Origin of the sequence: Lagierella massiliensis, assembly GCF_001407835.1 — a bacterium.
GTDB classification, from domain to species: domain Bacteria; phylum Bacillota; class Clostridia; order Tissierellales; family Peptoniphilaceae; genus Mediannikoviicoccus; species Mediannikoviicoccus massiliensis.
The window spans coordinates 245,463-264,523 of the sequence record NZ_CYUO01000004.1 but is presented as its reverse complement, the minus strand read 5'-3'; the positions used below and the strand labels follow the sequence as shown (position 1 = coordinate 264,523).

At 33.1% G+C, this 19,061-nt stretch carries 19 protein-coding genes; 5 read left to right on the top strand and 14 right to left on the bottom strand.

The annotated features are described in order from the left end of the window. Positions 1 to 33 precede the first annotated feature (33 nt). The gene (locus tag BN2746_RS01230; protein ID WP_055078051.1) at positions 34 to 801 is read right to left on the bottom strand and encodes a rhodanese-like domain-containing protein; all 768 of its coding nucleotides are present in this window, start codon (positions 799 to 801) and stop codon (positions 34 to 36) included. Positions 802 to 901: 100 nt separating this feature from the next. After that, positions 902 to 1,402 (bottom strand): thiol peroxidase, encoded by a 501-nt coding sequence (gene tpx, locus BN2746_RS01225; protein WP_055078050.1) that lies wholly within the window; start codon positions 1,400 to 1,402, stop codon positions 902 to 904. 150 nt (positions 1,403 to 1,552) lie between these two features. Here tpx and BN2746_RS01220 point away from each other — a divergent pair, with 150 nt between their 5' ends. Continuing rightward, a complete protein-coding gene (locus tag BN2746_RS01220; protein ID WP_055078049.1) occupies positions 1,553 to 2,653 on the top strand; it encodes a sulfurtransferase in 1,101 nt (366 codons plus the stop codon). Continuing rightward, positions 2,634 to 3,044, top strand: coding sequence for a hypothetical protein (locus BN2746_RS01215; protein WP_055078048.1), 411 nt, complete (start codon positions 2,634 to 2,636; stop codon positions 3,042 to 3,044). The genes BN2746_RS01220 and BN2746_RS01215 overlap by 20 nt, the downstream gene beginning before the upstream one ends. A 19-nt stretch (positions 3,045 to 3,063) precedes the next feature. Here the strand turns inward: BN2746_RS01215 and BN2746_RS01210 are convergent, their stop codons facing one another. From BN2746_RS01210 to BN2746_RS01165, 10 genes are all read right to left on the bottom strand, one after another. Further along, a complete protein-coding gene (locus BN2746_RS01210; protein ID WP_055078047.1) occupies positions 3,064 to 3,585 on the bottom strand; it encodes a GNAT family protein in 522 nt (173 codons plus the stop codon). Positions 3,586 to 3,727: 142 nt separating this feature from the next. Beyond that, entirely contained in the window at positions 3,728 to 4,006 is a 279-nt protein-coding gene (locus tag BN2746_RS01205) for an HU family DNA-binding protein (RefSeq protein ID WP_055078046.1), read from the bottom strand. A gap of 152 nt (positions 4,007 to 4,158) precedes the next feature. Further along, entirely contained in the window at positions 4,159 to 5,352 is a 1,194-nt protein-coding gene (locus tag BN2746_RS01200) for a SurA N-terminal domain-containing protein (protein WP_055078045.1), read from the bottom strand. Position 5,353: 1 nt separating this feature from the next. Continuing rightward, positions 5,354 to 8,878: a transcription-repair coupling factor gene (mfd, locus tag BN2746_RS01195; protein ID WP_055078044.1), complete on the bottom strand. Its 3,525-nt coding sequence runs from the start codon at positions 8,876 to 8,878 to the stop codon at positions 5,354 to 5,356. 12 nt (positions 8,879 to 8,890) lie between these two features. Next, positions 8,891 to 9,469, bottom strand: coding sequence for an aminoacyl-tRNA hydrolase (pth, locus tag BN2746_RS01190; protein WP_055078043.1), 579 nt, complete (start codon positions 9,467 to 9,469; stop codon positions 8,891 to 8,893). After that, positions 9,470 to 10,858 (bottom strand): bifunctional UDP-N-acetylglucosamine diphosphorylase/glucosamine-1-phosphate N-acetyltransferase GlmU, encoded by a 1,389-nt coding sequence (gene glmU / locus BN2746_RS01185; RefSeq protein ID WP_055078042.1) that lies wholly within the window; start codon positions 10,856 to 10,858, stop codon positions 9,470 to 9,472. It abuts the gene before it with no gap. A gap of 148 nt (positions 10,859 to 11,006) precedes the next feature. Further along, positions 11,007 to 11,855 carry a class C sortase gene (locus tag BN2746_RS01180; protein ID WP_055078041.1) on the bottom strand — a complete coding sequence of 283 codons (849 nt, stop codon included), beginning with the start codon at positions 11,853 to 11,855 and terminating at the stop codon, positions 11,007 to 11,009. Beyond that, the gene (locus BN2746_RS01175; RefSeq protein WP_055078040.1) at positions 11,842 to 12,708 is read right to left on the bottom strand and encodes a class C sortase; all 867 of its coding nucleotides are present in this window, start codon (positions 12,706 to 12,708) and stop codon (positions 11,842 to 11,844) included. The genes BN2746_RS01180 and BN2746_RS01175 overlap by 14 nt, the downstream gene beginning before the upstream one ends. After that, positions 12,705 to 13,592, bottom strand: a complete 888-nt coding sequence (locus tag BN2746_RS01170; RefSeq protein ID WP_055078039.1) for a class C sortase — start codon at positions 13,590 to 13,592, stop codon at positions 12,705 to 12,707. The genes BN2746_RS01175 and BN2746_RS01170 overlap by 4 nt, the downstream gene beginning before the upstream one ends. A 54-nt stretch (positions 13,593 to 13,646) precedes the next feature. Beyond that, a complete protein-coding gene (locus tag BN2746_RS01165) occupies positions 13,647 to 14,546 on the bottom strand; it encodes an MSCRAMM family protein (protein ID WP_055078038.1) in 900 nt (299 codons plus the stop codon). 252 nt (positions 14,547 to 14,798) lie between these two features. On the opposite strand from BN2746_RS01165, the gene murC reads away from it, so the two are divergent. Then, positions 14,799 to 16,187 carry a UDP-N-acetylmuramate--L-alanine ligase gene (gene murC / locus BN2746_RS01160; protein WP_055078037.1) on the top strand — a complete coding sequence of 463 codons (1,389 nt, stop codon included), beginning with the start codon at positions 14,799 to 14,801 and terminating at the stop codon, positions 16,185 to 16,187. Between the two features lie 9 nt (positions 16,188 to 16,196). After that, positions 16,197 to 17,225, top strand: a complete 1,029-nt coding sequence (locus BN2746_RS01155; protein ID WP_055078036.1) for a threonine aldolase family protein — start codon at positions 16,197 to 16,199, stop codon at positions 17,223 to 17,225. 64 nt (positions 17,226 to 17,289) lie between these two features. Here BN2746_RS01155 and BN2746_RS01150 read toward each other — a convergent pair whose 3' ends face one another. Continuing rightward, positions 17,290 to 17,712: a deoxycytidylate deaminase gene (locus BN2746_RS01150; RefSeq protein WP_055078035.1), complete on the bottom strand. Its 423-nt coding sequence runs from the start codon at positions 17,710 to 17,712 to the stop codon at positions 17,290 to 17,292. A 125-nt stretch (positions 17,713 to 17,837) separates the two neighbouring features. Between BN2746_RS01150 and BN2746_RS01145 the strand changes: the two genes are divergently transcribed. Beyond that, positions 17,838 to 18,269: a hypothetical protein gene (locus tag BN2746_RS01145; protein WP_055078034.1), complete on the top strand. Its 432-nt coding sequence runs from the start codon at positions 17,838 to 17,840 to the stop codon at positions 18,267 to 18,269. 33 nt (positions 18,270 to 18,302) lie between these two features. Here BN2746_RS01145 and BN2746_RS01140 read toward each other — a convergent pair whose 3' ends face one another. Next, positions 18,303 to 19,061, bottom strand: a complete 759-nt coding sequence (locus BN2746_RS01140; protein ID WP_055078033.1) for a heparan-alpha-glucosaminide N-acetyltransferase domain-containing protein — start codon at positions 19,059 to 19,061, stop codon at positions 18,303 to 18,305.

Sequence of the window (19,061 nt, the reverse complement as noted above, 5' to 3'; positions counted from 1 at the left end):
AGGCTACCCCAGAAGGAGTAGCCCCATATTAGACTATTTTACTAATTCGTAGTCGTATTCTTTGGTTCCTTCAAGAACGTTGTATACTTCGTAGCCCTTTTCAGCAAGTTCTGTAGCTACTTCACTACTCTTATTACCTGTGAAGCAATAAGCTATAACTGGTTTTCCTTCAGGAATCTTATCCATATTATCTGCAACTGCGTCAAATGGAACTGAAACAGCGCCATCAATATGTCCTTCTTCGTAGTCCTTTGCAGGTCTAGCGTCAACTACAGTTGCATCATTTTTCATTTCTAAGAATTTCTTAGCTGTAATACTTTCGTATTTTGCTAAGTTTTGGTATTCATATTCTTTAACACCAGCTGCATTAGTAATGTCTTTGTAGCCATTTTCAGCTAAAATTTGAGCAGCTTCTCCACTCATCTTACCTGAGTTGCAATATAGGATAATTGGAGTTTCTTTGTATTCAGATAAAACTTCAGGATCAGCCTTGATTTCATCAAGAGTTACGTTAATAGCATGTTTTAAGTGTTTTTCTTTATATTGTTCTGATGGTCTAACGTCAACTACAACAACTTCGTCTTTCTTCTTGTTGTCACCTTCAATTGCGTCTAATTCTTCTCCTGTCATAGTTTTAATTTCTGCTGCTTCAGCTTGTTGTGTTTCAGTTTCTTGTTCTGTTTCAGTTTGTGCTGGAGCTTGTGTTCCTGCTGTTTCATTAGGTGTAGCTGGTTTGTTACATGCTGTTAAACCTAAAGATGCAACAACTGCTAATCCTAATACAATTTTCTTAAATTCCATTAAATTTGCCTCCTAAATTCTCATTTTTATTCATTTATGATTATATCATAAATGAATAAAATCTCAATACTTATTTAACTTATTATAAATTTCTTTTTTATTAAGCTAATTTCTTTATTTCTTCAAAAGCCTTATCGAAATCTACAGCATCTCCTGATTCAGGAACATATTCTGTATAAGTTATCTTTCCATCCTTATCAACTATGATAATTCCCCTTGCAAGCAACATATTTTCTTTCATTAAAAAACCATATTTTCTTCCAAAGTCATGTCCATTGTAATCTGAAACAGTTGCAATGTTATCAATTCCTGCAGCTGCACAATATCTTTGTTGTGCAAAAGGTAAATCCACAGAAATAGTTACAACCTTAACTCCATCACCAAGTTCTCCTACCTTTTCATTAAAAGTTCTTGTTTGAATGTTACAAACTGGTGTGTCCACTGATGGAATTACAGAATAAACTACAATCTTACCTCTATCTTCCTTTGAATCGTATACAGATAGATCATTATTTATAGCTTTAAATTCTGGAGCCATTTCTCCAACCTTTACTTCTTCTCCTTCAATTGTTACTGGTGTACCACCAAAAGTTCTTTTCATATAAATTACCTCCTTGTTTTTTACTTTCAACATTATTTTTATACCCTTACACTTAATTCTAAAACTTTTTTCTGTTTTTATACTTTTATATCAAAGTGCAATAAAGTATGGTAAAATCCATTTAAATAAAAAAAGAAAGGATGAATTTATTTGAAGAAATATTTTAAATTATTTGCGATTGTAGCATTGATGGCGTTAACTTTCACAGCTTGTAATAAGCCTGAAACAAAAGAAACAAATGTTACTGAAAGTGTACAAGCAACTGAAGCTACAGAAACAGAAGCTACAGAAGCAGATGACAATACAGGTGTTGAAATACAACCTGTAGTTGAAGAAAAAAGAGTTTACGTTGACGTAGACTGGGCAAAGGACTTTTTAGACAAAGCCGACAAAAAAGATTATGTACTTGCAGAGGTAACTTGGGGAGAAGAAAAGGACAGCCCAGACTATCTAACTAAACATATACCTGGAGCAATCCACATTAACACAGACTTAGTTGAAGAAGGACCAGTTTGGAATTTAAGATCTCCAGAAGAACTTGAAAAGAACTTTTTAAACTTAGGTATTACTGCTGATAAGACACTTTTAATCTATGGTCCTGACACAGGTGCAGATAGAGTTGCCCTGGCGGCGCTTTATATGGGAGTTAAAGACGTTAAGATAATTGATGGCAGACTTTCTGCTTGGGAAGCAAAGGGACTTCCAACTGAAGAAGGTTCGGTTAAACCAGAATCTCAAAAAGACTTTGGAGTTAAAACTCCAGCTCACCCAGAATATATACTAAGTCTTGAAGACGCTGCAAAAAAACTTGAAGAGGACAAAGACTTTGAACTTGTTTCTGTAAGATCAAAGGAAGAATGGCTTGGCGAAACTTCTGGTTATTCTTATATACCAAAGGCTGGAGAACCTAAGGGGGCAAAATGGGGAGACTCTGGACAAGGTAATGGCGGTATGGAAAACTACTGGAACGACGACTCAACAGTTAAGAACTTTGAAGATGTAGTTTCAAAGTGGAAAACTAATGGAATTAATCTTTCAAATGATATGTCCTTCTACTGTGGAACTGGTTGGAGAGCTGCAACACCTTTCCTAATGATGTACGAAAGAGGATATGATGTAACTCTATTTGACGGTGGATGGAACGAATGGCAAATGCACGATGACCTTGATGTACAAGTTGGTGACCCAAACTCATCAAATGTAAAATACGAAAAGGTAGGAGACTTATCAAATGATAAGGCAGCGAAATAAATCCTATATAATAATTTCTGTAATTCAAGTGCTACTTATAATAGTGGCACTTGTATTCAATTATTTTTCCCTAAAAAAAATGGGACTTATGAGGCATTTAGTCTATAGGAATTATATATTTGATGGTATGAATATAAAAATATATTTCTGGCTTATAGTCGCTGCTTTAATATTTGCAGTTATACTTTTACAAAAGGGAAAAAAATTTAAAGTAACATCGGATCATATTTTTATGTTTCTGTTGATTGTTGTAATAGCACTACTATTCAATCAACTCATTCCAAAATTTAAATACGACTACTACTATCAAGGCTTTTTGTTCACTATAATAGGATTGTTGCAGATTTTTAAATTGGATATACGTTTAAAAAATAAAAAATCCAGGGATTGATTCCTTGGATTTTTTTCTCTTATACAAATGCAACTTTATTTTTAATAAACACGTCCCAAATATAGACAGCTATTGCCATTAGTAGTTTAAAATCTTTTTCATTTTCAACTTGAATTTCCATTTTTTCATATGGTTTAAAGCCCTGTTTTAATGATTTTATTCTGCCAAGGTCTTCAACGTAAAATTCTTTTGCCCCCTTTGGTAAGGACATATGCTCTTCTACATTTTTATAGTCAAAGTCAATTAAAATATCTGAGCCTTCAAGTCTTGAAACTATATGTCCTACTTCTTTTTCTCCTTCAAATAAAACATATTTTTTATCTTCGCTATAGAAATGTCTCTTGATTCTTAATATTTCTTTTCTATCTGCGTCATAAAACACAAATTCAGCACCTCTGGAGACAGTTTCATTTACAAATGCATCAAAATACGAACCTGGATCTCCAACTTTTTCTCCTACTACAAGGACGTCGTCACTATTGTCAGTGTAAACTTTAAATCTATCGTTTACATATTTATCAATTTTTATTTCATATATCATTTTGAGCCTCCTGGACTTTATGTATTTATTTTAGCATATATCTTGAAATTTAACTATTTAACCAAGATATGATTATAAAAAATAGCTCCAGTTTAAATTTATGAAAATAAAAAAGCAACTCCACTGGAGTCGCCTTTTAAAATTACTTATTAACTGCTTCTTTTAATGACTTTCCAGCTTTGAATACTGGTGCATTTGATGCAGGTATCTTAATAACTTCTTCAGGATTTCTTGGGTTTCTTCCTTCTCTTGCTTTTCTTGCTCTTGATTCGAAAGTACCAAATCCTACTAATTGAACTTTTTCATTATCAGCTAAAGCTTCTGTTACAGTTTCAATAAATGCATTTAATGCTCTTTCTGATTCTACTTTAGTTAATTGGCTCTTTTCAGCCATCTTTGTTAATAATTCTGCTTTATTCATTTATTTCCTCCTACTTTTTCTCTTGAATATACCATTCTTTCTGATTATAACTAAATAAAAGCAAAGTTTCAAGGTTTTAAGCTATTTTTTTATACGAATTTTCAATTTTTTATTATATTTCAGCTCAATCTAATGACCTTTGAACTATGTTTTTATTCTGTAGCTTCTTCTTGTTCTACTTTTCCTTCTGTTGCTTCTTCTTTTGCGCCTGTAGCATCTTCACTTTTTGAAGTCTTAGGTCCTTCAATCTTACTAAAATCAAAACTTGCTATAGCCTTTCCAGCGTCATCCACAACATTTCCATCTTTGTCATAGTATTCAACTTCTATTTTGTCTGTTTCTTCTTGTTTGTACTTTGAAATTTCTTCTTCAAGTACCATATCTACATATTTTGCCTTGATTTGATTTTCATAGAAGTCCTTATCAAGTTCGTCAAGTGTAGTTGCCTTTGAAATTTCTTGTATTATATGGAATCCAAATTGTGTCTTCACAAGTTCTTGACTAATCTCTCCTGGATTCATAGCCTTAACAGCTTCACTAAACTCTGGTACCATATCTCCACCACTGAAGTTTCCTAACTCTTCAGCTTTTATAAAAGTTCCTGAGGTAGTCTTTTCTTCTTTGTCTTTATAGTCCTTGAATGCTGCTTCAAATTTTGCCTTATCTGTCTTTAGCTCATCAAGTTTCTTTTGAGCTTCTTGTTTTATTTCTTCAATCTTAGTTTCGTCTGTTATCGCTTGACCATTTTCATCCATTGTTGAAAATAGAATATGGTTTGCGTTATAAACTGGAAGTAGAGTATCTTTATCTTCTTCAATTCTCTTTTTGATGTCTTCATCTTTAGGTTTAAATTTTTCTTTTAATTTTTCATCGAGCTTTGTTAAATAATTTTGCTTTTCAAATGATTTGAATTGTTCTTTTCTAAATTCTTCCTCTGTTTGTCCAGTCTCTTTTAAATATTTTTTCAGTGAATCTTCTCCACCTGCTTGTTCAATTAAGTTGTCAATAGAAGTATTTACTTCATCATCAGTGACTTTTACCCCTTCATTTTTAGCAAGTTTCACCGTTTTTTCTTGCATTACTAAAGATTTTAAAATCTCTTCTCTAATGCCTTGTGCAGCCTTTTTGCCTTCTTCTGTCTCTTCATCGAAGTTATTATTTTGACCATACATAGCCATTTGTTGTTTATAATAGCTAAAGTATTCCTGTACTTGTTCTGCACTTATATATTCACCGTCAACCTTTGCTATTGCGTTTGATGGTTTTTTTCCTCCTTTTCCACAACCTGTCAGCAACAATGATGTGGTAAGTACTCCCATTAATATTTTTTTTGTAAATTTCTTCAAATTAATTACCTTCCTTTTTATTAAAATTATTGAAATTTAAAATCAGCACTAAGAGTCTTATCACTGGTTTTAAATCTTTTGAGTTAACAAATATCTTAGGATTTTCCCCTAAGTCAAAGTTCATACTATCTTCAAAGTTTTCGCTAATATACTTTAGTTCGTCTAAATCAATATCTTTCTTATCACTATATTCTAATCCAAAAGAACCTTCTTTTTCAAATACCTTTATAAAGCCTGCCCTTGCACTATAGGATTTTGTAAGGGCAATATCCATTATGTTTTGCACTGGCTTTGGAAGGTCTCCAAACCTATCTATAAGCTCTTCTATAAGTTCGTCATAGTCATCTTCATCAAGTATAGATGCAATCTTTTTATACATTTCTATCTTTTCACTTGAATCTGATATATAGGACGAAGGAATATATGCGTCCATCTTAATATCGACTTCAACTTCAGACATTCTTACTTTGTTTTTGTTCTCTCCCCTTAGTTCTCCTAAGGTCTCCTCTAATAGTTTAACATAAAGATCGTATCCTATTGCAGAAATATGTCCAGATTGTACTTCTCCTAAAATATTTCCTGCGCCTCTAAGCTCCAAATCTCTCATGGCTATCTTATACCCAGAGCCAAACTCTGTAAAATCTTTAATTGCCATAAGTCTTTTTTCTGCAACTTGGGATATGCTTTTATTTTTTTCATATGTGAAATATGCAAAAGAAGTTCTGTCGGATCTTCCTATGCGGCCCTTAAGTTGATATAGCTGTGAAAGTCCCATTCTATCTGCGTTATAGACAATCATGGTGTTAACATTTGGTATGTCCATACCAGTTTCTATGATGGTGGTGCAAAGGAGTATGTCAAACTTACCGTCTTCAAAGTCAAGCATTACATTCTCAAGTTCTCTTTCAGACATTTGACCATGGGCAATAGCAATTCTTGCATCAGGGACGAGTTCTTGCAATTTAAATGACATTTCATCAATATCTTGCACCTTGTTATAGACAAAATACACTTGTCCCCCTCTGTCCATCTCCTTTAGTATTGCATCTTTAATAATTCCTTCATTGTACTCAATTACATATGTGTTTATAGGAAATCTCTCTTCAGGAGGTTCGTCCAAGGTAGACATATCCCTTATTCCCACAAGACCCATCTGTAATGTCCTCGGTATTGGTGTTGCAGATAGAGTAAGCACATCTACATTTTCTTTTAAACTCTTTAGCTTTTCCTTGTCCTTAACCCCAAATCTCTGCTCTTCGTCCACAATTAAAAGACCTAAGTCCTTATATACCATGTCCTTTGATAATAGTCTGTGGGTTCCTATTATTATATCTACAAGGCCTCTCTTTACATCTTTTATTATCTTTTTTTGTTGTGAAGGTGTTCTAAACCTTGAAAGCATTTCAACTTCAACTGGGTAGTCACCAAGTCTTTGCAAAATGGTATTATAATGTTGTTGTGCAAGTATTGTGGTTGGAACCAGGATTGCAACTTGTTTTTCATTCATAACTGCTTTAAACGCAGCTCGTATTGCAACTTCAGTCTTTCCATATCCCACATCACCACATAGGAGTCTGTCCATTGGTCTATTTGACTCCATGTCTTTTTTTATTTCTGCAATAGAACGAAGCTGACTTGGTGTTTCTTCATATATAAAGTCCTCTTCAAATTCCCTTTGCCATGCTCCGTCTTTGTCAAAGGCAAAGCCTTCAAGCTTTGACCTCTTGGCATATAGCTCTACAAGTTCTTCTGCAATTGTCTCAACGGATTTTTTTGCCTTTAGTTTTGCTTTATGCCACTCTACACCACCAAGCTTGTTAAGTTTAGGTCCCTTATCAGAACCTGTTCCAACATATTTTTGTACCAAGTTCATCTGATCTGTAGGGATGTAAAGTTTGTCGTTTCCTCTATAGGTTATAACTAAGTAATCCTTTTTAGTATTTTGTACATTGATCTGTTCAATTCCTTGATACTGTCCTATACCATGATTTTCATGAACCACAAAGTCGCCAATTTCAAGATCAGAATAGTTAATTATTTCTGAAGAAGTCCTCTTCTTTTTAATCTTACCTGCTCTTCTCTTCTCCTTGCCATAAATTTCCCTTGTAGTTAAGCAGGTGAACTTCAGTTTTCTATATTCAAATCCCCTTGGCATTTTAAATGGAAGGATATATATCATTCCAGTCAAAAGTTTTGAATCCAAATCTTCAACTACAGCTGCATTTAACTTCTTTTCTTGACATAGGTTAAGAATTGAAATGGCACGGTCTTGTGAACCTGCAAATATCGCAAATTTTTCTCCTCTTCGAGTATGTGCATCCAAGTGTTCCTGTAATACTTCCATGTTTTTATTAAAGGACATGGCCTCTGAAGATTCTATAAGGATTTCAACATTTGGATTTAAAAGTCTGGTCTTTTTTGAAAGAGGTGTAACATTTAGAACAGTATTATCCATGATGGACTTTAAAATCTCCTTAAATTCTATAAAGATGTCCTCATGGGTGATAAACACTTCCCCCTTTTCCATTCTATCTGTTATATCTTCTTTAAAAATTTGATTTATTTCACTATTTCTATCATATACTCTCGAGATATCATCTACGATTATAAGAGAATTTTTAGGAAGATAGTCTATTATATTACTGTAGTCAACTTTTTTTAAATATGGCACAACTAAATCCGGATTTGAAATTTCATATCCGTTCTCTATATACTCTAAAATATCTCCATATTTTTCCAACAGTTTGTCTTTGTCCACCCCATACATTGGAGAGCGATCAGCTATATCTAAGTCTCTGCAAAGTCCTTTTATAATCTTTTGCCTAATCTTTGAATCAAGTATAAGCTCTCTTGCCGGTGCCACTCTTACTCTGTCAATATTTTCCACAGACCTTTGATCTGAAACATTGAAGGTTCTCATAGAATCTATTTCGTCGTCAAATAATTCAATCCTCACAGGATGTTCCTCCTGTATTGGATAGATGTCTATGATACCACCTCTAATCGCAAATTGACCACGTCCTTCGATAATACTTACCCTCTCATAATTTAATTCTATTAAATCTTCTGTAAGCTTATCAAGGTTTAAAGTGTCATCAATATGAATATCAATACTCATATTCTTATATCGATTGATTTTTGTGAGTTTTCTTTGAGTAGCTCTTGAACTTGCAACAGTTATAAAAGGTTTTTTTTCCATTAACCTATTTAAAACTTTTAGTCTTTGATCTTCATTTTTCTTCTCCAAAGATGAAAAGTTATAAAAATTAAGCTCAATTTCTGGGAAGTGTTCCACTATATTAGAGTCTATGACTTCAAAGTCATCTACAAGTTTTTTTGCTGAAAGCTCATCTTCTGTGATGATAAAAATATTTTTTCCTTCATTCTCATACATGGAGTAAATTAAATGATATAGGCTTTCTTTAACAACTCCATGTAAATAAATAGAATTTTTTTCAATTTTTAAAGCTTCAGAAAGTCTTTTATATTCTGTTAAATTCTTTAGTACATCTGTAAAAAAATTCATTCCCAAATCCTATCACAACTCGCTATGATTAACTCCGTTATAGAGATTCATAGCCTCTTCTATGCTGTCTTCTACCAACATCTCTACAGCTCTTGCTGCATCTTCTATCTCCAAGTCCAAAATCTTTTGTTCATCTTGTGAAAAATTACTTAATACAAAGTCAGCCAAGTCCATTTGCGGAAGTTTCTTTCCTACTGATACCTTCACTCTTGGAAAATTCTGCGAGTTCAAGTGGTATATTATTGACTTTAACCCATTATGGCTTCCTGCTGAACCCTTTTGTTTTATTCTGATACTACCCCATGGTATATCTATGTCATCTGTTATAACTATAATTTCTTCTGGAGTAATATCATAATAGTTTGCACAGTCCAAAACAGCCATTCCAGAATTATTCATATAGGTAAGAGGTTTCATAAGTATTACCTTCTCTCCAGCTATACGACCTTCGCCAATGCCCGCTCTAAACTTTTCTCTATTTATATCTATATTATTTCTTTCTAATAGTTTATCAATAGTCATAAACCCAACATTATGTCTATTCTTTAAATATTTTTGTCCTGGATTTCCCAGTCCCACTACTAATTTCAATTATTTATTTTTGTTCCTTTCCTCTCTTCTCTTAACCCATCCAGGAATATTTGCCTGTTGCCCTCTTTCAATGGATAGGTCACCACCGTCAACATCTTTTGTTATTGTTGAACCTGCCGCAATAAATCCTTTTTCTCCAATGTGAACTGGAGCAACTATATTGGCATTTGATCCTATAAATGCACCATCTTCAATTTTTGAGCGATGTTTATTAACTCCATCATAGTTTACAAAAATTGCACCACAACCGATGTTGATATGTTCTCCAAGATCCGCATCGCCTATATATGCTAAGTGTCCTGCCTTTGTATAGTTTCCTACAGTCGCATTTTTAACTTCAACAAAGTTTCCAATGTGAACATGCTTACCAAGATTTGCTTTTGGTCTAAGATGTGCGAAAGGACCAATGTCTGTACCTTCTCCCACATGACTTTTTTCTATAACAGAAGATTTTATAATTACATTGTCTTCAATAATACTATCGCAAATTGTACTGTCCCCTGTTATTATGCAATCTTCACCTATGGTAGTGTCTCCCATAATTTTTGCACCGGAATGAATAATGGTGTCTCTACCAATCTTCACTCCATCTTCTATAAAAATATTTGATGGATTTTCAAGTACAACTCCTTCAAGCATATACTTTTCGTTTATTCTCTTCCTCAAAACCTCCTCCGCTTCTGAAAGTTGAAGTTTTGAATTTATTCCATGAACTTCCTCTTCATCAGGGATTTGGAAGGTTAAAATCTTTTCTCCATCCTCTCTAATAATTTGGAAGATGTCTGTTAAATAAAGCTCCCCTTGATCGTTGTCACTATCAAGTTTTGAAATTGCATTTTTTAAAGAAGCTCCATTAATAATCATGATTCCAGAATTGTATTCTTTTATTTTTAATTCTTCTTCTGTGCAGTCTCTATGTTCAACAATCTTTAAAAAATATCCTTGTTCATCTTTGATTATCCTTCCAAGGCCAGCTGTATCTTCTGTAACGGCTGTTAAAACCGTTGCCACAGATTTCTTTTCATTATGATAGTCCATAAAATTTTTTAAAGTCTCTCCTCTTATAAGTGGAGCGTCCCCTGTGAGAATTAAAACAGAATCTTCATCTGAAACTTCATCCAGAGCAAGGCTTACTGCATAGCCAGTTCCATATGGAAACTCTGGACCAATCTTTTGCTCTTTAATCACAAGGTCTGTGTCTTTGAAAAGTTCTTCTAAATCATTTTTGTTTTTTCCTGCAATAAGTATTTTCTTTTTAACATCGCACTCATCGCAGGCATCCATTACATATTTTATCATCGGCTTATTAATAAGTTTGTGAAGTACCTTTGAATGTTTTGATTTCATTCTGGTGCCTTCTCCTGCCGCCAATATTATTGAAATATTCAAAATATTACCTCCATAATTCAACTCATATTTAATAATATATTTATTTCGCTAAATTGTCTACCTAACAAGGCTATTTAGTGAAGTATCAATCAAATTGTAATGTTTTAAACTTTAATTAAAATTAAAAAGGCAGGTCTTACCCGCCTTTCTACTTTCTCTTTATGATATACTTTATTAATTTGTATAAAAATCTCAAAAAGATAAGTGACAACAATGCTGTCAATGCATATATTACATACTTTGTATTTTTAACTGAGTTATCAACTTCTACCCTTTTTATAACTTCCTTGGTGTTGTTGTTTTCCTCTTCTACTACTTTTTCTTCCTCTACTCTTACACAGTTTACCAAAAGTCTCTTTGGACTTGGTGGTCTCTTAGGCTCGCAGGTTAAAAGAGTTAGCATATCAACATTGTCAATTGGTTTTAACTTCTCCCACTCGTAGGGAAAAATTATTTCACTATTATCTACAACGTAGTCAAGAACTTTTTCGCCTCTGTAAACATAAACATGGTCACCCTTTTCTAAACGATCCAAATGAAAAAACATCAAGTCTCTATAGAATCCCCTATGCCCAGCTATAACAGACCTTCCCTTCTCTCCCACAGGAAGATGAGTCCCATCTATGTGAGCTGCTCCCTTTGCCAAATGTCTTATGGAAGCATCCAAATAAATAGGCATCTTTATATCAAGCTTTGGTATCTCTAAAAATCCAAATTCTTTATCTGGATTGTTTCTATAGATTGTGTACTGTCTCTCATAGTTTTCGTCTGAAAATGGATCTACGAAATTTATCTCTTCTTTTTCAATATTTTTGTTATATTCTTCTATGTTTTTTTCTACTTTAGAATCTTCTTTAGTTGAAGTTTGAATATATTTTTCTAAATCGCCAGTCTTTGTAAGTTCTGTATAACTCATATTCAAAAAGTTTGATAGAGGAAGTCCAATTCCTACAAGTATTAATATATATCCAAATATTTTTCTCTTACTTATCTTCATCTTTTCTTATTTCCCCTAATTTTTTATTAAGAGTCCTAACCTCTCTCTTTAAAAATATAAATATCGCAAGAAGCACAACCGTTATTGGTATTGAGAACATCAAGTAGTCTTTATGTTTTATAAATGAAGTCACTTGTGAACCCTGTCCAAGTATTTGTGGATTATAAGGTATTCTATGTCCTCTTACTAAAAGTCTGTGAGAGTTTATCATATATGGAGTACAAGTTAACAAAGTTGCATAATCCTTCCCTTCAACAACTAAAACATCATCAAAATTAGAAGGTTCAACCACCTTTATCTGATCAACCTCATATGCCAGAACGCCTTCTATATTATGAATATAAAATTGATCTTTCTTTTGAAGTTTATTTAAGTCAGTGAAAAGCTTAGCTGTTGGGAGTCCTCTGTGGGCAGTTATGACAGTGTGGGTACTTTCTCCTCCAACTGGAAGTGATGTCCCCTCTAAGTGTCCTGCTCCCTTTTGAAGAATGGACTCAGAAGTTCCAGCATAAATAGGAATATCCTGATCTATAGCAGGTATTTCAATGTGCCCAATCTTTTCTTTAATTTCAAGCATCCTTGCATATTCCTTTATACCTTCTTTTTCCTTCTCCGTATAAGGGTCTGCAAGTTTTGAAGGATCCAATGTTCTATTATATGCCCTTGCAAGTTCTATTCTTTTTAAAACTTCTTCGTTTGGAAGTTCGCTTGCTTTTTTGTCAAAGCTTTCAATCTCTTTTCCACTTTCAACTCTGTAGTACATCCTTGATATGATTGGGTATAACATAATCCCAAAACCTAAGAGAAATATTATGATAAAGGGAAGTTTTTTATTTTTCTTCTTTTTCATCATTCACTCCCCCCATGTTTTGACTTTAATTCATTCAAAGTCATCATAAGTTTTTTTCTCTTGTTAAAGTACTTTATATCCAGATAGATTAAAATCACAATAAATGCAATGTCAATAAAGAATCCATATTTATATATAAGTCCAATTCTTCCCGTCTTTTGCATTTCCGATGCATCTGCTGGGTTGTATTCAATTCTATGGCCTCTTACAAGAAGTCTATGAGTATTTATCATTATTGGTGTACAGGTAAGAAGTGTTGCATAGTCCTCACCTTTAACTATTAATAAGTCATTAAATTCACTTGGTTCAACTATCTTTATCTGGTCTACCTCATATGCAAGGGTTTGTTCCAAGTTATGTATAAAAAACTTGTCTCCTTTTTTAAGTTGAGATAAATCTGTGAATAACCTTGCTGTAGGAAGACCTGAGTGGGCAGTTATAACAGTGTGGGTATCAAGACCTCCTATCGGAAGTGAGGTTCCCTCTAAATGACCTGCGCCCTTTTGAAGAACTTCTTCTGAAGTCCCTGCATAAATAGGTATATCTACATCAATTATAGGAATTTGAACGTGACCTATTTTTTCATGTAGTTCAAGCATCTTTGCATAATTTTTTACCCCTTCTTCCTGCTTTTCTTTTTCGTAGGGGTCCTCTGTTATAACATTGTTTAACTTGTCATTATATCCCTTTGCAAGTTCAATTCTCTTTTTTATCTCTTTATCATCTAATTTTTTCTTGTCATCATCAAAGTTTCTAACTTGTTGATCCGCCTGAACCCTATAATAAAGTCTTGATACCTGAGGATATAACAAAATAAAAAACCCAATTACAAAAATTAGAATAAAAGGTAATTGACTTTTCTTTTTATTTTTATTTTTCTTTTTCATTTTTCTCCAATTCAGTCTAATAATTAGGAAAAGAGTGCTCAATGCACTCCCCAATTATTCCTTAATTAATTTTTTACCAATGTAGAATAGTAAAGCACCTGCAATTACCATAACTATAAGGGTTATATCTCCGGTTTTTGGAACTTTTATTCTCCTATTTGGCTTCTTATCAGTTTCCTTAGGCGTAGTTTCCTTATCGTTCTTTATAACAATTTCGAATTTGTCTGATTCTCCGGAGACTTCAAACTTTATAGTTTCAGACAATGCTTGATAACCTTTTGGAGGTATGATTTCTTTTAAGTAATAAGTTCCATAAGGTAAACCTTCTACCACAAACTTACCTTCACTATCAGATTTAATAATGTATGGTTTGCCATCCACTAAATAATCTCTATAGTAATCGCCTTTTTTAACATTGACTTTGAAAACTGCATTCTTTAAAGGATTATTTCCTTTTGAATCAACCTTTAAAAAATGATGTCCTCCTGTCGGTTCTGTTGGTTTAGTTGGCTCTGTTGGCTCTTTAGGCTTTTTAATCTCAACTTTCGGATAGATTATATCTTCATCCATTGGAATAAGTATAAAAAAGGGAGCGGTCTTAGGTTCTTTATCTCCTACTTCTCTTACATAGTAGGTTCCCTCTTTGAGATCTTTTATAACTATCTTACCGTTCTTGTCAGACTTTTCAGTTATAAAAAAATCTTTGTATTTACCATCCAACGCTTCTTCAGAAAGATCTTCAAAAGTTTTTAATTTTTCCGTTAAGTCGCCTTCTATCTTCTTATCGGATATCTTCCAGATTTTAAGTTGCCTATCCACAACTTCTCTCTTTGCATCTCCCGGCTTTAGGACAATATCAATTGTGCTTGCCCCTTGCACTAAAGAAGTAGATGAAATTATAAGTAAGAATGATGCCATCAGAATAAATAAGAGCTTTTTACTTACATTTCCCATGTCTCTCTCCTAAAATATATTACTATCGACAATTGCTATAATTAATTTCTATTTAACCTTATTCTAATCCATTTTATGTCTAAATGTCAATTAATAATTAAAATTTATATGCTTTTTTAGGTAAATTTAAAAAAATTTTAAGAAATTATAAGATTTAATTGTTACAACTTGTCAACAAATCTATTTTTTAAGAACTTTCTCTTAATCACAATGAGTCATTATGGTATAATACTCTTGTTTAGGGGGAAAATTATGTTTAATTTTGATTATAAAGATAAAAATATAAAAAAAGTACACTTCATAGGTATCGGTGGAATTTCCATGAGTGGAATTGCTCAACTTTTAAATTTTCATGGCTATGAAGTTTCAGGTTCCGATAGAGATGACTCTGATACTTTAGATAATTTAAGAAGTCTTGGTATTAAAATATATGTAGGTCAAAAAAAAGAAAATATAGAAAATCCAGACCTTGTCGTTTACACCGATGCTATACTTGATGATAACGAAGAACTTATTCGTGCAAGAGAATTAACTTGTCCCGTTGTGTCAAGGGGCGTTTTCTTAGGTGCTCTTATGAAAAATTATAAGTATTCCATGGGAATATCTGGATCCCATGGAAAATCTACAACTACAAGTATGATATCAAAAATTCTTGTTGAAGCGGATGTTGACCCATCTATTTTACTCGGTGGAAAGCTTGATGAAATTCACGGCAATATGCACAATGGCAAGAGCGAATATTTTTTAACTGAAGCATGTGAATTCAAGGGAAATATTTTATATTATTACCCTTCACTTGCAGTAATTTTAAATATCGACGAAGATCACTTAGATTACTACAAAGATATCAATCATATTGTGAGCACTTTTATAGGCTACATGAAAAATCTTTCAGAAGATTCAAAGGCGATAATAAATATTGATGATGAAAACTGCCTTCCTCTTTTAGAACATATAAAGGGCGAAATTATTACCTTTGGAATTGAAAATGAAGGTGCAACTTATAATATAACCGATGTTAGTTTTGATGAAGTCGGTCATCCATCATTCACTATGACAAGTGATAGACCTGGATTTGGAAAACAACATTTTAGTTTGAGCATTATTGGTAGATATAATATTTATAATTCTGCTGCTGCAATAATTACCTCTTTCGAGTCAGGCATTGATATGGAACATATAAAAAAATCCATCTCAAGTTACCACAATCTTCATAGGAGAATGGAAGTTGTAGGAGAGTATAATGGAGCCGTTATTATGACTGATTATGGTCATCATCCTACGGAAATAAATGCAACTATGTCTGCCCTTGGTGAACATAAAAAGAAAAAACTAATCTGCGCTTTTCAACCCCACACCTACAGCAGGACAAAACATTTGTTAAATGAGTTTGCTAACTCTTTTGACGCTTGTGACGAGGTAGTAGTAACAGAAATTTATGCTGCCAGGGAGAAGTTTGACCCATCTATTCACTCAATTGACCTGGTCGAAAAACTTAGAGAAAATGGTATAAATGCCATCTATATCAAAACTTTTGAAGAGGCATGCAAATATATTCGTGAAAATGTAGAAAAAGAAGACATTGTGATTACTACAGGATGCGGTAATCCTGATGTCCTCGCAAAAATGATAGTAAAGTAGAGGTTGATTATGATTTATTTAAATTGCGATTATGCAGGTGGTGTTCACCCAAACATCCTTAAGAGATTGATGGAAACAAACGATGAAACTTCTGGTGTTTACGGATTCGATAAATACTCAGAAGAGGCAAGAAATAAAATTAAAGAACTTTGTAACAACGAAGACATGGATATCTTTTTTATTTCTGGTGGTACTCAAACAAATGTTGTTGCAATATCTGCAACTATCAAGCACTATCAAGCAGTTATATCATGTGACACTGGACATATTAACACACATGAATGTGGTGCAGTGGAAAATACAGGGCACAAGATTGTGACTCTACCTAACAGAAATGGAAAGCTTTGGGCTAAGGACATTGCAAAGTTAATTGACGCCCACCATGTCCAAGGTATGGCAAGAATTCACGACGTGCAACCAAGAATGGTATATCTATCTAACTCCACTGAGTTTGGAACAATCTACACGAGAAAAGAAATTGAAGAAATTTATGAAGTGTGTCAACAACACGGACTATATTTATATATAGACGGTGCAAGACTTGGATATGCTCTCACTGCAGAAAATAATGATATAGACTTGGAATTTTTAGCAAGTCATTGTGACCTCTTTTACATAGGAGGTACAAAGGTAGGTGCAATGTTCGGAGAAGCTCTTGTGGTTATAAATCCTGAAATAAGAAAGGACTTCCAATATAATTTAAAGCTTAGAGGAGCTCTTCTTGCTAAGGGAAGAATGTTAGGAATTCAATTTTTGGAACTCTTTACGGATAATCTTTACTTTGACATCGCAAGAAATGCAAATAATCTTGCTACAAAACTTAGAAAGGCACTTGTTGAAAAGGGATATGAATTAACTGTTAACTCTCCTACAAATCTTACCTTTGTAGTTATGAGCGATGAAAAATTAATGAATCTTTCTCAAGACTTCGCCTTTGAAATTATTAGTCGTCATGATGAGTACTCAAAGGTTGTAAGAATTGCAACAGGATGGGATACAAGAGAAGAAGATATCGACGCCTTAATTGAAAGATTATAAATCGAACATAAATTTGTTACTTATTAAAAGCCGTGGTCAATTGTGTGTGACACGGCTTTTTATTTTAACTTAATTGTACTACTTTTATTTTGTTCCTCTTTAAAAGTTCCATTGCATAGTCATCGATTCTATATCCCACTTCGTAATATATTTCGGAAATTCCTGACTGTATTAAGGCTTTTGTGCAATTTAAACATGGAAAGTGAGTGACATAACACTTGCACCCTCCAACCTTTATACCCTCTTTAGCACAATATAAAAGTGCATTCATCTCTGCGTGTATTGTCGCTATACAATGTCCATCCCTCATGGTGTGTCCAACTTCATCACAATGAGGATTCCCAACAACCGATCCATTGTAACCTGTGGATACTATTCTATTATCTTTATTCACTAACACGCATCCAACATAGGCTCTGTCACAGGTGCCTCTTGTAGCTACAATCTTAGCCAAATTCATAAAATATTCATTCCAAGAAACTCTCATCTTTGCCTCCTTTGTCTACTGATTTAGTATACCATCTAATCATTAATGTAAAAACTTGTTATATATAATATCAAAATTTCCTTTGATTTGAAAAATCTGCTATAATTCTCTCATTGGAGGAAATTATGAAAAAAATATTTCTAATTATTTTTTTTGCAGCTATCATAACTTCTTGTAAGGGGAAAGAAAACTTAACTGAGTTAGCTGAAATAAAAGTTAATCTTTCTGAAAACCCAAAACTTGAAAGTTTAATCAATGATATTAACAAACACGAACATCACTCCGCCATAATTTTTAATAGGGATAAATTCCTTTTAGTTTATAACAACCCTAATTCAAAAGTTAAAGATTATAAATTAAATTTCAATGAAGGAGAGTTGTACATAGATTTAGAAAATGAAGCCGCAAAATATGAACCTCTACATTTTTATGAGTTATCCAGTAACTCTTCTATGGAAGAGTATATTAAAAAGCATGACCTTCCAACGAAAATTCATGTACTTAAAAACGGAAAGGAAATAGAAGTTGTCTACTTTGAAAATGTAGAAATAAAGTAGTATGTCAGAAGAATTATTCTGGCATACTACTTTTTAAATTTCAATTCCACCATTAAAATAATATGAAAGTGCCACATATATTATTGGCTGATGAATTATATAGAAGAAAAGTCTGTTTCGTCCAATAAAAGTAATTGGATCGTAAGACTTTTTCTTTTTTTCTGGATTAAAGCTTAGGAATATCTTTCCTAAAAAGTAACCACCAATTAATAAAAATATCCATGGCAGTATTGGATAGTAGTCTGCGGAGCTAAAATTTTCTCCAGGAAAACCTAAAAAGAAAAGATATTTCAGTTCATATAACTTTTGTGGAAGACGAATTGCTCCAGTAGGCCAGTTTAAGTAGCCACTTGTTACAGGCCAAAAAACATAAAATCCAAACATGGATAATATAAATCCCAAGTATCCATTGATATACTTTAGAATAAGTTCTAAAAAAACCATTATCAATGTCCCAAATGCAAAAAAGTGAATTATTCCAAAGACTATAAATTCATCTGGCATAAATAGATAGGTAAGCAGGGAGATTGCTACTGCAACTACTGAAAGTTTTATAATCTTAAAAATATATCTGTTTGAAAAATGAAGTGTCATTCCCGATATACTCATAAATAAAAACACTGCCACAAGCCTACCATACTCCATCCACTGTGAGGGAAAAAAATTAATATCTCGTTTGAAAATAAATTTTAAGTCGTAGGCAAAATGAAAAAACATTATAAATAACATGGCAAGTCCTGCGACAAAATCTATTCCATTGTACCTTCCTTTTTTCTTAGCTTTTTTATTCAT